This window comes from Streptomyces sp. NRRL F-2664 (assembly GCF_000719345.1).
Lineage (GTDB): Bacteria > Actinomycetota > Actinomycetes > Streptomycetales > Streptomycetaceae > Streptomyces.
In genome coordinates, this window is record NZ_JOFX01000001.1 from 1 (window position 1) to 13,778 (window position 13,778).

The window sequence follows — 13,778 nt, forward strand, 5'->3', positions numbered from 1 at the left end:
CCCGCAACGACTCCACCGGCGACCTCACCATCTGGGCCGGCCGCGGCGACACCACCTTCGGCAGCCCCGCCAAGCTCACCGCCGGCTGGTAACCACCGCACCAACGGCACCACTCTCCGACACCGACCAAGCCAGGAAGGCAGCCCTACCATGTCACGCCCCACCTCCGGGTCCACCAGGACGAGAGTCGTGGCGACCGCCCTCGTTCTCGGGTTGGCAACCACCGGGCTCGCCGCGACCCACGCGAGTGCCGCCGCCGTAACCGTCCACCCCACCTTCGCCAGCGCCTTCAACAACACCGGAATCGCTCCACAGGCCAACCCGGGCGCCGCGAACCTCGACGGCAACGGCGACAGCCTGTCCGCCGAAGCGCTGAACGCCGCCGGGTGGACCCAGGGAGCCCGCGTCACGATCAACGGCACCACCTACACCCGGCCCGACGTGGCCCCCGGCCAGCCCGACAACATCGTCGCCGACGGCCAGCGGGTGCCCGTGTCCGGTTCCGGCAACGCGCTCGGATTCCTCGTCACGGCCACCGGCGGCGCAGTGACCGGATCCGGCACGGTGCACTACAGCGACGGCAGCACCACGGCGTACTCGCTCGACAGCGTCGGGGACTGGGAGGCCGGAAACCCGGTCGCAGCGGCCGTCGTCCTCGACCGCTCGGCGCGCGGCACCACACCGGTGAAACTGTTCGCGGTCACCGTCCCCATCACAGCGGGCAAGACGGTCGCCGCGGTCACCCTGCCCGCCGCCCCCGCCGACGGAAAGCGCCTCCACGTCTTCTCCGCGGCGGTCCGCAGCACGCCGGCCGCGCCCGGCGGAGCCTCCTGGACCGGAAGTTGGGCCACGTCCTTCGGCCACGCCGGATCCACCTCGATGGGAGCCGACTACCCCGACTGGACGAACCAGACCTTCCGCATGGTCGTCAACCCGCACACCAGCGGCAGCACCATCCGGCTGCGGTTCGCCAACACCTTCTCCGGCGACCCCGTCAAGCTCGGCCACGTCACCGTCGCCGGCCAGGCGAGCGGGGCGAGCGCCACGCAGACCCCGGTCACCGTGACGTTCGGCGGCAGCCAGCAGACGACGCTCCCGGCGGGTGGCGAGGTCTTCAGCGACCCGGTCGCCCTGTCCGTGACGGCGGGGAAGAACCTGCTGGTCAGCTACCACCTGCCCGGCACGGTGAAGACGGCGCCGCAGCACCCGTACGCCCTGGCCACCTCGTACACCACTGCCCGGCTCGCCGGAGACCAGTCGGCCGACACGAGCGGCGCCGACTTCTCCAAGCAGCTGTCCTTCTGGAGCCTGGTCAGTGGTGTCGACGTCGCCACCACGGGCTCCCGGGGAACCGTCGTCGCCATCGGCGACTCCCAGACCGACGGCGGACACAGCACCGCGAACACCAACCGGCGCTGGCCGGACTTCTACGCCTCACTGCTCAACGACGCGCCCTCGCCCCCCGGTGTCCTCAACGCGGGCATCAGCGGAAACCGGATCGCCCGGGACATCGCGGCCGGCCAAGGACCCAGCGCGGTCACCCGCCTCGACCGCGACGTCCTCGCCCAGCCCAACGTCCGCGAGGTCGTCCTCTACGAGGGCGTCAACGACATCCTCGACGGTGCGTCGGCGGCCACGGTCACGAACGCCATCCGTACGATCGCGGACCAGGCGCGCGCCCGCGGCGTCCGCTTCTCCGGCTACGCCCCCGGTTCCTCGACCTTCCGCGTCCGTGAGGCCGTCCGGCAAGCGGTGAACAACTACATCCGCACCTCGGGCGACATCGACGACTACATCGACTTCGACGTCGTCACCAAGGACCTCGACAACCCCTACGCCCTCCGGCCCACGCTCGCGAGCACCGACAAACTCCACTTCAACGACGCCGGCACGGAACTCCTCGGCCGCACGATGACCGACCGGACGCCTCGAGCGTCGCTCCCCATGGGGGAGACCACCACCGCCGACTTCAACGGCGACTCGATCTCCGACCTCCTGGCCCGACACGACCCCACGGGCACCCTGAAGATGTGGCTCGGAAAGGGCGACGGCACCTTCTCCGCCGCGAAGGACCTCACCGACGGCTGGCAGAACTACTCGCAGACCGTCGCCGGAGACTTCACCGGTGACGGCAAAGCCGACATCATGGCCCGCTACGAAGGGCCCGCCGACGCGGACGTCCCCCAGAACACGCTCCGCCTGTGGGTGGGCCGAGGGGACGGCACCTTCGCCACGCCCACCAACGTGACCGGCGGCTGGAGCTTCACCCAGACCGCCGCAGCCGACTTCGACGGCAACGGCAAGACCGACCTGATCGCCCGCGACGGTGACGGCAACCTCAAGATCTGGGCCGGCCGCGGCGACGGCACCTTCGGCGCCGCAGCCCAGCTCACCGCCGGCTGGAACTTCACCCAGACCGCCGCAGCCGACTTCAACGACGACGGCCGGGCCGACATCATCGCCCGCGACACCGCCACCAACTCGCTCAAGATGTGGACCCACAACGCGGGCGGCTACTTCAACTCCCCGGTCAACGTCACGGGCGGCTGGAGCTTCTCGCAGACCACCGCGGCCGGTGACATCGACGGCGACGGCAAGGCGGACATCCTCGCGCGGGACAACGCGACCGGCACACTGAAGGCCTGGTCGGGCCGGGGCGACACCACCTTCGGTGCGGCCCGCACCCTGACAGGCGGCTGGTAGGCGGGATGGGGCGCGTGCCCCGCACAGTGCCGCACCAGGGGGCCACGCCAGCCGTGGCGCAGCGCGACCGAGGGGACCGGGACCTGGAGGGCAACGCCGATGCGGTTGGTCGGCTTGCCGCGGGCGGCGTGGCCCCGACCATCGGGGTACCGGCCGGTAGGCGGGTCGGTGCTCGTCGACCAAGCGGTCGGGACGGCCGCGGCCTGCCCGTCCTGCCAGCGCCGGAACACCCTCCGGCCCGTCGATCCCGGGCAGCATCAGGTCGAGGAGGACAGATCGGGTACTTCCCCCGGGCGGCCGAGCCGTCCGCAACGTGTACGTCCCCGTCACACCACGGACAGCAGGTCCACGACGAAGACCAGCGTGGAACCCGCCGGGATCAGCGGCGACGGGGACTGCTTGCCGTAGCCGAGGCGCGGGGGAACGACGATCTCGCGCCGGCCGCCGACCCGCATCCCCCTGATGCCCCGGTCCCAGCCCTTGATGACCCGGCCGCCCCCGACGGCGAACTTGAACGGCTCGCCGCGGTCCCAGGACGCGTCGAACTCCTCACCGGACTCGAAGGTGACCCCGACGTAGTGGACCCGGACCACCCGCCCCGGCTTCGCCTCGGCGCCGTCCCCGACGACGAGGTCCCGGACCACCAGCTCCTGCGGAGCATCCCCCTCCGGAACCTCGACCTCGGGCTTGGTCGGTTCGCTCATCACAGCCTCACTCCGTACGGTAGGCGATCACCCTACCGAGGCGTCCCGACGATCCCGGCCGCCCGTGTCGGCCTCCTGCGGTGCCGCGGGGCCGGGGGCGCCACCGTCGCCGCGTGGCCGCGCCGCGGCAGGCCCGCCGCGGTCCGGCGGGCCCGGACCCGGCCCGGTACCGGAGCCTGTGCCGCACCCCGCTGCAGCCCGCGGGACGGGCGGGAACGCGTGGTCGGGGCGGCGCGTTGAGGGGGTAGTGGTCGACGGCACAAGGAGGTGTCCGCAGTGTCCAACAGCGGAAAGGTCGCGGTTGCCGGAGTCGTGGCAGCCATCGTGTTGTTCTGGGCCGTGGGTTTCTGGGCGGGTCTGCTGGTCCTGGTCGGGGTGCCGGCTGCGGCCTACCTGCTGCTGGACTCCTCCCAGCGGCGCCGGGTGCGGGGCCTGTCCCGGAAGCAGATAGGCCGCTGACGGCGCGGCGCCGGGCCCGGTGCCCCCGTGCCCGGCGTCGGCCGGGCTCCGAGTGGCGTGCGGAGCCCGGCGGGCGTGGCCGCGGAGCGGGGTGGGGCGCTCAGGCCGCGCCGCTCACGACGACCGGGGGGAGTTCGGCTTCGAGCAGCATCTGGGACGCGTGGTCCACCAGACCGCGGAGCACCGGCTGATAGGCCGCGTCGCCGCCCAGTTCGTCCAGGATCCGGTACGCCTCCGCGCGGAACGCGTCGATCTCCGCCCGGTAGCGGTCGAGGGCGAGGGGCGTCCGCAGGAGGCTCGCGAGTTCGCTGCGGGCCTGGTGCGACCGGCCGGCGTCGGCGCAGAGGCCCAGGATGCGGTCGCGGGAAAGGGGGGAAGCGTCCTCCAGGACGGAGGCGAGCAGATAGGTCACCGTACCGTTGAGCAGGTCCTCGTCCCGCCCCGACAGGATGTCCTCCTGGTCGTTGAAGAGCTGCCAGAGGATTCCGAAGACGTAGCCGAATTCACGCCACAGCTCGACCTTTTCGTCCGCCGCGCCGGAGAAGATGGCGGCCATTGCCGTGATCATGCCGAAGGGGGCGCCGGACTTGCCGCGGTACGTCTCCACCACGGACTTGCGTGAGGCGCTGCAGATGTCCCCGCGCATGTCGTCTATCTGGCCGTCGACACCTATGATCCAGCCGTTCAGAATCTCGGTTATCAGGGCGGCGCGCGCCGCCTCCGGGAGATCCTGCGCCAGGATGATCTGGATGGGCAGTGCATTTCCGGTGATGACGGCGGCGAGCAGCGCTTCGTCCTCGGTGAGCTCGCCGCAGATCGACGCCCCATCGGCGTCCGCCAGGTCGTCCAGGTAGCACGCGGACGTCCACCACAGCAGGTGGACGGCGGACAGGGGGACGGCCGGCCCGGGACGCCCCGTCTCTATGGCGTGCGTGAGCAGCGGGAGCACGGACAGGGGATGTCTCAGTTTGCGCTGCTCCAAGAGCTTGGCGACGGAGTTCTTCGTGGTCGCCGCGACCGGGCCGAGCCGCCCCAGGGCCGTCTCGATCTCCGCGTCGATGTCGCGCGCGACGCGGCGGTGCAGGTCCAGGTACGACATGGAATTCAAGAGTGGCCTCCATCTGGAATGAGCGTGGGGGTGAGGTGCGCACCCTTTGAGCCGTGTGACTGGCCGATTCGATCATTCCGGAGGAAGGGGATCCAGAGCGATTTTCGGTCGCCCTGGCCGGTTCCGTTTGGTTGAAGCGTTTAACTACCGACGGTAATAGAGGATTCCGGCCAACAGGCCTATCAGTAATAGCCATTCATGAGGGTGGCCGCCCACTCCGGCTGCCGCAGTTCACCGCGTGGCCCGAATTCGACCATGTACGGCTTCAGATCGAGCACGGGTGTGCCGTCGACGGCGTCGAGCCCCTCCACGTGGACCTCCAGTCCGTCCACCCCGATCACCCGGCACCGTGAGACACCCAGCCGGTTGGGCCGGTTCTTGCCGCGCTGCGCGAAGATGCCGACCAGCGGCCAGTCCGGGTTGTTCCGCGGGTGCCGCGCGCCCGTCTCGATCTTCTCCACAGGGACCCGGTCGAAGTGGTAGACGACCTCTACGTGCGAGAAGTCCTCCAGTCCATAGAGGGCTTCCGGACCGAAGCGTTCGCCGTCCAGGCGGATCACCGCAGTCTCCGGCCCCCAGTCGTCGTCCACGACCTCGGCGCGACCACCCACGACCACACCCACCGGCTCCGACTCCACCACCACGTCCCCCTCGTGTCCGCGTACGCGCAGACGCCGTTCGTCTGCACGCCGCTGTTCTTCCCTGCCCCTGCCCCTGCCCCTGCCCCCCGGCCCCGGTCCGGCCGGAGGTCACGCCGGGCGGACCGCCACGCGGTCGAGCGCCGCCAGCAGGTCCGGCAGGTCGGGGTCCCCCGCGCGGGGGACCGTCAGTACCTCGCCCGGCTCCTCGTCCAGCAGGACGAAGGCCGCCTCGCCGGTCCGGGCCACCAACGACCAGCCGGGGCCGTCCACGCGCAGCGTCCGGGCCTCCTCACCGGCGAACGTGGACCGTACCCGGCCGGGCGGCGGCGGGGTCCGGGTGTACTCCAGTGCCTCCTCCAGCGCACGCGCGAGCCCGGGGTGCGCCGCCGCCGCGGCCCCGCCGTCCGTCGCCACGCGCTCGCGCCAATCGGCCCACTCCCGGGCGATCTGGTCCGCGCCCAGCCGCCGCTGCACCGGACCCCAGGCTTCCGCCGAGGGCGGCGCCAGCGGCACCCGCCCCGTACCGTCCGCGCCCTGCTCCGGATCGTGCGGCTCGGGGACCCCCGGAGCGGCGACCGACAGCTCCACCGGCCAGCCCGCCAGCGACACCACGATCGTCCGCTCGTCGGGCGACAGGTCGTACTCCATGCCGCAGTCCCACGAGGCGATCGCGGCGGCCACCAGGGACACGTCGTCGACGACGACGGTCCAGCGGGCGCCCTCCTCGTCCTGGCCCAGCACCAGCCCGTACCCCTCCCCGGTGGGCGCCACGCCCAGCAGGGCGCAGGCCTCGGGGAAGTCGTCGCCCAGAAAACTGGGGAACTGCGCGGGGGTCAGGAGTACGGCGGTCAGCACGTACAGCGAGCCGCCACCCTCGTCGTCGGACACCTGGCCTCCCACCTGCTCTCTCGTCGGCGCACCTTAACTACTCGGTAACCCGCGCGTCGAGAGCCTGCGGGACACGATTTCCAAGCCCACCACCTGCACGTAGAGTTGGGGGCCCGCCACAGAAAGGGACACCCGGTGCAGCGTTACGACCGGCTGAAGGAGATCCTCCGGCTCGACCCCGACCAGGACTTCCTCGCCATCTACCGGCTCACCGCCACCCACGAGTTCCCCTGGGACTTCACCCGCGCCCTGGAACTCGCGCTGTTCCGGACGTACGCCGTCCCGAGCATCGGCGGCCTGCTGGCCGAGACGGCCGAGTTCACCGAGCGCACCCAGAAGCGCTACGACGACACGGCGCTGCTCCTCGACGCCGTCGTCGAGCACGGCTTCGACAGCGACACCGCGCGCACGGCGATCCGCCGCGTCAACCAGATGCACCGCAGCTACGCCATCTCCAACGACGACATGCGGTACGTCCTGTGCACGTTCGTGGTGATTCCGGCCCGCTGGCTGGACGCCTACGGCTGGCGCCCGATGACCCACCACGAGCGGCGGGCCAGTGCGAACTACTACGCCACCCTCGGCCGGCACATGGGCATCGCGGACATCCCCAGCTCCTACGAGGAGTTCGAGGCCACCCTCGACGCCTACGAGAAGGCCCACTTCGGCTGGGACGAGGGCGGCCGCAAGGTCGCCGACGCCACCCTCGACCTGATGGCCTCGTGGTACCCGGCGCCGCTCGCGCCCGCCGTGCGCCGCGCGGGGCTTGCCCTCCTCGACGACGCGCTGATCGACGCCTTCCGGTACGGAGCCCCGCACCCCGGGCTCCGCAGGCTGGTGCGGGGGGCCCTGCGCCTGCGGGGCCGCGCGGTCCGGCTGCTGCCCCCGCGCAGAGCCCCGCACTACGCCCGCCAGAACCCGGAGATCAAGGGCTACCCCGACGGCTACGACGTGGGCGAGCTCGGCACGTTTCCCCAGCCCGGCTCGGGCGGCTGCCCCCTGCCGCATCCCCGCCGGCCCGCCGGAGCCGAGGCCCAGCCTCCCGCCTGACCCCGGGCACCTCCGCGGTCACCGGCCGGGGAGGCGACGTACGACTGTCTGTCGTGCCGGGCGGCCCGGTGCGGCGGTGCGGTCAGGGGCGGCGCGCGGCCAGGGCCAGGAACCGGTGGTCCTCATCGGCGTACGAGGTCAGCTCCCAGCCCGCGGCGGACAGCAGCGGACCGAGGTGGTGCTCGGCCCGCAGGTCCTCCCGGGACAACTCGCGGCCCTGGCGCGCGGCGAGCGCCGCCCGCCCGATCGGGTGGAAGAGCGCGAGCCGGCCCCCGGGGCGGACCACCCGCGCCAGTTCGCGCAGGTTGGCCGCCGGATCGGGCAGGTGCGCGATGAGCCCGGCGGCGAACACGGCGTCCAGGACCTCACTTCGCAGCGGCAGCCGGGCCACGTCCGCGAGCAGCAGCGCACCGTCGGCAGCCCGCCCGGCCCGCCGCGCCGCGGCCAGCATCTGCGGGGTCAGGTCCACGCCGAGCACGGTCCCGGCGGGCCCGACTGCGGCCCGCAGCGCACCCAGCGCCCGCCCGGTGCCGCAGCCCGCGTCGAGCACGCGGTCCCCGGGCCGGAGCCCGCACTCGGCCACCGCCGCGGCGAAGGCGGGCCCGTCCTCCGGGAACTTGCGGTCCCAGGCCTCGGCGCGCGCCTCGAAGAACTCCTGCACGTGCGTGTGGTCTTCGCTCATGGGCCCATGATCCCCCACGGCCGTCCCCCGCAGCCGCACGCCCGGGTGTCCGGGGCCGGTGCGCAAGGTGACGCCCGGGGTGATCGAAGGTGAACGTAGCTCTGTCATATTTCAGCACTTACAGCTGCTTTCGAAATGCGCCCCCTGTTCGCGCCCTCACCCGGACTAGCGTCCCGTGGCCATGGGACACCTGGGACATCTGGACCACGCCGCTTACGGCTGGCTGACACCCGTGCTGTCATACGTGATGGCATCGATCGGCGCCGCCCTCGGGCTGCGCTGCACCGTCCGTGCGCTCGCCGCGGCCGGAGCCGTCCGCCGCAACTGGCTCCTCACCGCGGCCTCCGCCATCGGAACCGGCATCTGGACCATGCACTTCGTCGCCATGCTCGGCTTCGAGGCCACCGGTACGGAGATCCGCTACGACGTGCCGCTCACCATCGCGAGCCTGCTCGTCGCCGTGCTGGTCGTCGGCGCCGGAGTCTTCGCCGTCGGCTACGGCAGGGCGCGCGGGCGCGCCCTCGTCCTGGGCGGCCTCACCACCGGCCTCGGTGTCGCCAGCATGCACTACCTGGGCATGGCGGCCCTGCGCCTGCACGGCGAGGTCTCCTACGACCCGCTCCTCGTCGGCCTCTCCGTCGTCATCGCCGTGGTCGCCGCCACCGCCGCCCTCTGGGCCGCGCTCCACATCAAGTCGCCGCTGGCCGTGGCCGCCGCCTCCCTCGTCATGGGCGCGGCCGTCAGCAGCATGCACTACACGGGGATGACGGCCGTCGAGGTCGGCGTCAGCCCGTCGGACGCGGCGCTGCCCGGGGCCACCGCGATGCAGTTCATCTTCCCGCTGGCCGTCGGACTGGGCTCCTACCTGTTCATCACCGCCGCCTTCGTCGCGCTCTCCCCGACCGCCGACGAGCGCGCCGCCTCCGCCTCCGCCCGGCACCTGGGGGAGCACACCGCTGCCGCGCACTGAGCCCACCGCTGCCGTGGCCGGTCGTGCGGCGGCCGTGCGCCGCTCCCGTCGCGCCCGCCCGCTCCACCGCCGCCGGTCCGTCGGCCGCACGACCGTCCGCGGGCCCCCACCCCGTACGGCCCTCGATCCCCTCGACCGGCCACCCCCGCACGACCGTCCACCCCGTAGACCCGTCGGCCCCGACCGGAGCGTCGACCGACCGCACCGTAGGCAACGCCCGGAACGAGGAGCCCATGCGTACACCCCGCAGAAGACCGGAACCAGCGGCTTCGCGGCTGCCCGCGCCACCGCCACGCGGCCGCCGGGCCCATGCCGGGCCTCCGGCCGAGGAACCGGCGCAGGACCCGGCCCGCCGGCGGTCGAGCCGGCCGGACGACACCCGCCCCACCGGCTCGGCCGCACCGCTCGGGCAGCGCCGCCCCCGGCTGCGCCTGCGCCCCGCCACCGTCCGGGCGAAGATCGTCTCCCTGCTCATGGTCCCGGTGGTCTCGCTCCTCGCGCTCTGGGCCTTCGCCACCGTCACCACCGCCCAGGACATGGCCTGGCTGGACCGCGTCCGGCAGGCCGACGCCGAGATACGGGCCCCCGTCGCCGCCGCCGTCGCCGAGCTGCAGGCCGAACGGCGCGCCGCCGTCCGCCTGCTGGCCGACCCCGCCGCCGACCCGGGCGCCCTCGGCCAGCAGGCCCGCCGTACCGACGGCGCCGTCCGCAGCCTGAGGCTCGGCGACCGCCACACCGTCGCCGACTCCGGCGACTACGGCTCGGACATCGGGGTCCGCCTGGACGCGTTCGTCGTGGCCGCCGAGGGGCTGGTGTCGGCCCGCAAGGACATCACCGACCGCCGCGCCACCCCCGAGGCCGCCTTCGCGATCTACACCCGGGTGGTCGACGCGGCATTCGCCGTGAACGGCTCCCTGTCCGGCGGCGAGCACGCCGAACTCGGGGCCGACGCGCGGGTGCTGCTCGAATTCGCCCGCGCTGCGGAACTGCTGTCGCGCGAGGACGCACTGCTCGCGCTACCGGGCCAGCGCAGCGCCGAAACGCTCCGGCAGCTGACCGGCGCCGTGGAGTCCCGCCGCGCGATCACCGATGCCGCGGCGCGCGACCTGCCCGCCGCCCAGCAGGACGCCTGGCAGTCCGTCGCCAAGAGCGCCGCGTACGCCGACCTCACCGGCGCCGAGGACCGGGCGCTGGCCGCCGGCACCTCCCGGGACGCGCGTGGTGCGCCCGCCGGATGGGAGGCCGCCCACAGCGGCATCAGCGCTTCGATGCGGGAGATCGCGGAGGCCGCGCACGCCGCGGCCGCGGACCGCGCCGACCCCGTCGCCGAAGGGGCGTTCACCGCGGCGGGAGCCGCCGTGCTGCTGGGCCTGGCGGCCGTCGCCGCCTCCCTCGTCATCTCCGTCCGGATCGGCCGCGTGCTGGTCGTCGAGCTGGTCTCGCTGCGCAACACCGCGCTGGAGATCGCCCACCGCAAACTCCCGGACGCGATGGAGCGGCTGCGCGCCGGCGAGGAGATCGACGTCGCCGCCGAGACACCGGCCGGCCCGCCGGCCGACGACGAGATCACCCAGGTCGGCGAGGCGCTGGGCACGGTGCACCGGGCGGCGCTCAGCGCCGCGGTCGAGCGGGCGGAACTCGCCAGCGGGGTCTCCGGGGTCTTCGTCAACCTCGCCCGCCGCAGTCAGGTCCTCGCGCACCGGCAGCTGACCCTGCTCGACTCCATGGAGCGGCGTGCCGACGACCCGAACGAGCTCGGCGACCTCTTCCGCCTCGACCACCTCACCACCCGGATGCGCCGGCACGCGGAGAGCCTGATCATCCTCTCCGGGGCGGCCCCCGGCCGGGCCTGGCGGATGCCGGTCCCGCTCACCAACGTGGTCCGGGCCGCCGTGTCGGAGATCGAGGACTACCCGCGGGTCGAGGTACGCCGGCTCGCCGAGGCCGCGGTCACCGGCGGGGCCGTCGCCGACCTCACCCACCTCCTCGCCGAACTCATCGAGAACGCGGCCCAGTTCTCCCCTCCCCACACCAAGGTCCGGGTGAGCGGTGAGCCGGTCGGCACGGGTTACGTCCTGGAGGTCGAGGACCGCGGCCTGGGCATGGGCCGCGAGGCCCTGAGCGACGCCAACCGGCGCATCGAGCAGTCCGAGGACCTCGACCTCTTCGACAGCGACCGGCTCGGCCTCTTCGTGGTCAGCCGTCTCGCGGCCCGCCACGGGGTGAAGGTGCACCTGCGCCCCTCGCCCTACGGCGGCACCACCGCCGTGGTGCTGCTGCCCACCTCCCTGCTCCAGGGCGCCGTCACCGGGGCGGACGGGGCCGCGGACCACTCCGACGCGGACCACCCCGAGGTCGGCCAGGGACCCGGACGCCGGGAGGAGCGGCCGGCCGCAGCCGGGCCGGCCCCTGCCCGTGCCGCCGCCCGCGCCCGTAGTGCCGCGCCGGCCCGGGAAGCGGGGGAGGCGCCACAGCAGCCGCCCGCCGTGACCGTGCTCCGCGACGAACCGCGTCGACCGGCAGCCGTACGCGACGAGCCGCGCGGACCGGGCCTCGTACGGGACGCCGAGCCGACCGGGGGCCCGCGCGGGGGCCCGACCGGGGGCCGGGCCCCCGCCGCGGCGGGGGACCCGAGCCCGGCGCCGGTCTCCGCGCTCCGGCCGCGCACCACCGGTGGCGCGGGCAGCCGTACGGAGGCCGCAGCACCCCCCTCGGGCTCCGTGACGGAACTGCCGCGCCGGGTGCGCCAGGCCAGCCTCGTCCCGCAGTTGCGGGAGGCCCCCGCCCCGGATTCCGGCGGCGTCCGGCTTCCCGAGGACCCGCCGGGACGCAGCCCGGAGCAGGCCAGGGACCGGATGGCGGCCTACCGGGCCGGATGGGCCCGCGGAGCCGAGGACAACTCCCCCCACGCAGGCAGTGAAGGAGAAGTGTGATGATCGAGCACCAGAGGACCGGGTACGACGGCAGCCGTCGGTCGGGCGAACTCGACTGGCTCCTGGACGACCTGGTCCACCGGGTCGTCGAGGTCCGGCACGCCGTGGTCCTCTCCAACGACGGCCTGGCGGTCGGCGCCTCCAGCGCGCTCAGCCGGGAGGACGCCGAGCACCTCGCGGCCGTGGCCTCCGGCTTCCACAGCCTGGCCAAGGGCGCGGGCCGGCACTTCCACGTCGGGGGCGTGCGCCAGACGATGGTCGAGATGGACGAGGGCTTCCTCGTCGTCGCGGCCGCCGGGGACGGCTCCTGCCTGGCCGTCCTCAGCGCCGGCGGCGCCGACCTCGGCCTCGTCGCCTACGAGATGGCCCGCCTGGTGAAGCGGGTCGGCGAGCACCTCTACACCCCGCCGCGGTTCGCGGCGCAGCCGCCGGCCGCCGGCTGAGGGCGGCGGTCCGGCACATGAACGGCCAGTGGTACGACGCCGACGCGGGTCCGCTCGTCCGCCCCTACGCCATGACCGGGGGGCGTACCCGGCCGGGACCCCACGGGGTCCGCTTCGACCTGATCGCCCTGGTCGCGGTGGATCCGGACGGCGGCGCGGACGAGGGGGCCGAGTCGCTGCTCGGCCCCGAGCACCGGGCACTGCTGGAGCTCTGCCGGTCCGAGACCCAGTCGGTGGCCGAACTCGCCGCCGACGCCGACCTGCCCGTGGGAGTCGTCCGGGTGCTCCTCGGGGACCTGCTGGAGGGCGGGTACGTCACGGTCAGCCGCCCGGTACCGCCCGCTCAGCTGCCGGACGAGCGGATTCTGCGTGAAGTCATCGAGGGATTGCGAGCGTTGTGATGGGACACCGAGACAGCCGACCCTCCGGGACGTCGGGCCCCTTCGGGACGTCCGGACCGGACGGGCCGGCCGGAGACGCACCGGCCCCGTACCCGGGTACGGGCGCGGAGGCGGACGTGGACGTGGAGCGGGACCCGGCCCCGGGGCCGGGCCCCGACGCGGACCCCGGGGCGGGGGAGGACGACGGCGAACTGGCCGCGCTCGCCCTGAAGATCCTCGTGGCGGGCGGCTTCGGGGTCGGCAAGACCACGCTCGTCGGCGCGGTGAGCGAGATCCGGCCGCTGCGCACGGAGGAGCAGCTGAGCGAGGCGGGCGAACTGGTCGACGACACGGGGGGTGTGGCCCAGAAGACGACCACGACCGTGGCCATGGACTTCGGGCGGATCACCATTCGCTCCGGGCTGTCCCTCTACCTCTTCGGCACTCCGGGACAGGACCGCTTCTGGTTCCTGTGGGACGAGCTGTCCCAGGGAGCGCTCGGCGCGGTCGTGCTCGCCGACACCCGGCGGCTGGAGGACTGCTTCCCGGCGGTGGACTACTTCGAGCACCGGCGCATCCCGTTCGTGGTCGCCGTCAACTGCTTCACGGAGGCGCGGCGTTACGGGGCGCACGACGTCTCGCGCGCGCTGGACCTGGAACAGGGCACCCCGGTGGTGCTGTGCGACGCCCGGGACAAGGACTCGGGCAAGGAAGTGCTGATCAGGCTGGTCGAGTATGCCGGGCGGGTGCACACCGCCCGGCTGCTCGACTCGGTGGGACCCCAGGCCGGTCCCGCGTGAGCGGGCCGGGCCGGGCC

The 13,778-nt window shown here is 73.6% G+C and carries 13 protein-coding genes; 8 read left to right on the forward strand and 5 right to left on the reverse strand.

The window, feature by feature from the left end; all coding sequences use genetic code 11:
* The first annotated feature begins 189 nt into the window (after nt 1–189).
* Nucleotides 190–2,703 carry an FG-GAP-like repeat-containing protein gene (locus IF89_RS0100010; RefSeq protein WP_051806649.1) on the forward strand — a complete coding sequence of 838 codons (2,514 nt, stop codon included), beginning with the start codon at nt 190–192 and terminating at the stop codon, nt 2,701–2,703.
* 326 nt (nt 2,704–3,029) lie between these two features.
* On the opposite strand, the gene IF89_RS0100015 is transcribed toward IF89_RS0100010, so the two are convergent.
* Nucleotides 3,030–3,407 carry an FKBP-type peptidyl-prolyl cis-trans isomerase gene (locus tag IF89_RS0100015; protein WP_030759018.1) on the reverse strand — a complete coding sequence of 126 codons (378 nt, stop codon included), beginning with the start codon at nt 3,405–3,407 and terminating at the stop codon, nt 3,030–3,032.
* A gap of 276 nt (nt 3,408–3,683) precedes the next feature.
* Here IF89_RS0100015 and IF89_RS0100020 point away from each other — a divergent pair, with 276 nt between their 5' ends.
* On the forward strand, nt 3,684–3,866 hold the full coding sequence (locus IF89_RS0100020; protein ID WP_030759021.1) for a hypothetical protein: 183 nt from the start codon (nt 3,684–3,686) through the stop codon (nt 3,864–3,866).
* A 100-nt stretch (nt 3,867–3,966) separates the two neighbouring features.
* Here IF89_RS0100020 and IF89_RS0100025 read toward each other — a convergent pair whose 3' ends face one another.
* From IF89_RS0100025 to IF89_RS0100035, 3 genes are all read right to left on the reverse strand, one after another.
* Nucleotides 3,967–4,965 carry a polyprenyl synthetase family protein gene (locus IF89_RS0100025; protein ID WP_030759023.1) on the reverse strand — a complete coding sequence of 333 codons (999 nt, stop codon included), beginning with the start codon at nt 4,963–4,965 and terminating at the stop codon, nt 3,967–3,969.
* Between the two features lie 191 nt (nt 4,966–5,156).
* The gene (locus tag IF89_RS0100030) at nt 5,157–5,612 is read right to left on the reverse strand and encodes an SAM-dependent methyltransferase (RefSeq protein ID WP_030759025.1); all 456 of its coding nucleotides are present in this window, start codon (nt 5,610–5,612) and stop codon (nt 5,157–5,159) included.
* A 111-nt stretch (nt 5,613–5,723) separates the two neighbouring features.
* A complete protein-coding gene (locus tag IF89_RS0100035; RefSeq protein ID WP_030759027.1) occupies nt 5,724–6,503 on the reverse strand; it encodes a hypothetical protein in 780 nt (259 codons plus the stop codon).
* Nucleotides 6,504–6,638: 135 nt separating this feature from the next.
* Here IF89_RS0100035 and IF89_RS0100040 point away from each other — a divergent pair, with 135 nt between their 5' ends.
* Nucleotides 6,639–7,553: an oxygenase MpaB family protein gene (locus tag IF89_RS0100040; RefSeq protein WP_030759031.1), complete on the forward strand. Its 915-nt coding sequence runs from the start codon at nt 6,639–6,641 to the stop codon at nt 7,551–7,553.
* Nucleotides 7,554–7,635: 82 nt separating this feature from the next.
* On the opposite strand, the gene IF89_RS0100045 is transcribed toward IF89_RS0100040, so the two are convergent.
* On the reverse strand, nt 7,636–8,235 hold the full coding sequence (locus IF89_RS0100045; RefSeq protein ID WP_030759034.1) for a class I SAM-dependent methyltransferase: 600 nt from the start codon (nt 8,233–8,235) through the stop codon (nt 7,636–7,638).
* Nucleotides 8,236–8,425: 190 nt separating this feature from the next.
* Between IF89_RS0100045 and IF89_RS0100050 the strand changes: the two genes are divergently transcribed.
* The 5 genes from IF89_RS0100050 to IF89_RS0100070 all read left to right on the forward strand — a co-directional run bounded on the left by IF89_RS0100050 (nt 8,426) and on the right by IF89_RS0100070 (nt 13,761).
* Nucleotides 8,426–9,205, forward strand: a complete 780-nt coding sequence (locus IF89_RS0100050) for an MHYT domain-containing protein (RefSeq protein ID WP_030759036.1) — start codon at nt 8,426–8,428, stop codon at nt 9,203–9,205.
* Between the two features lie 233 nt (nt 9,206–9,438).
* Nucleotides 9,439–12,138, forward strand: a complete 2,700-nt coding sequence (locus IF89_RS0100055) for a nitrate- and nitrite sensing domain-containing protein (RefSeq protein ID WP_030759039.1) — start codon at nt 9,439–9,441, stop codon at nt 12,136–12,138.
* Nucleotides 12,138–12,581, forward strand: a complete 444-nt coding sequence (locus IF89_RS0100060; protein WP_030759042.1) for a roadblock/LC7 domain-containing protein — start codon at nt 12,138–12,140, stop codon at nt 12,579–12,581. Before IF89_RS0100055 ends, IF89_RS0100060 begins: the two co-directional genes overlap by 1 nt.
* 17 nt (nt 12,582–12,598) lie before the next feature.
* A complete protein-coding gene (locus IF89_RS0100065; RefSeq protein ID WP_030759045.1) occupies nt 12,599–12,982 on the forward strand; it encodes a DUF742 domain-containing protein in 384 nt (127 codons plus the stop codon).
* 191 nt (nt 12,983–13,173) lie between these two features.
* Entirely contained in the window at nt 13,174–13,761 is a 588-nt protein-coding gene (locus IF89_RS0100070) for a GTP-binding protein (RefSeq protein ID WP_030759048.1), read from the forward strand.
* The last annotated feature ends 17 nt before the right edge of the window (nt 13,762–13,778 follow it).

Bases quoted from the DNA above. Each gene is read 5' to 3' on its own strand.
- IF89_RS0100055 (WP_030759039.1), top strand. From the start codon at position 9,439: ATGCGTACACCCCGCAGAAGACCGGAACCAGCGGCTTCGCGGCTGCCC.
- IF89_RS0100045 (WP_030759034.1), bottom strand. From the start codon at position 8,235: ATGAGCGAAGACCACACGCACGTGCAGGAGTTCTTCGAGGCGCGCGCC.
- IF89_RS0100015 (WP_030759018.1), bottom strand. From the start codon at position 3,407: ATGAGCGAACCGACCAAGCCCGAGGTCGAGGTTCCGGAGGGGGATGCT.
- IF89_RS0100060 (WP_030759042.1), top strand. From the start codon at position 12,138: ATGATCGAGCACCAGAGGACCGGGTACGACGGCAGCCGTCGGTCGGGC.
- IF89_RS0100065 (WP_030759045.1), top strand. From the start codon at position 12,599: ATGAACGGCCAGTGGTACGACGCCGACGCGGGTCCGCTCGTCCGCCCC.
- IF89_RS0100025 (WP_030759023.1), bottom strand. From the start codon at position 4,965: ATGTCGTACCTGGACCTGCACCGCCGCGTCGCGCGCGACATCGACGCG.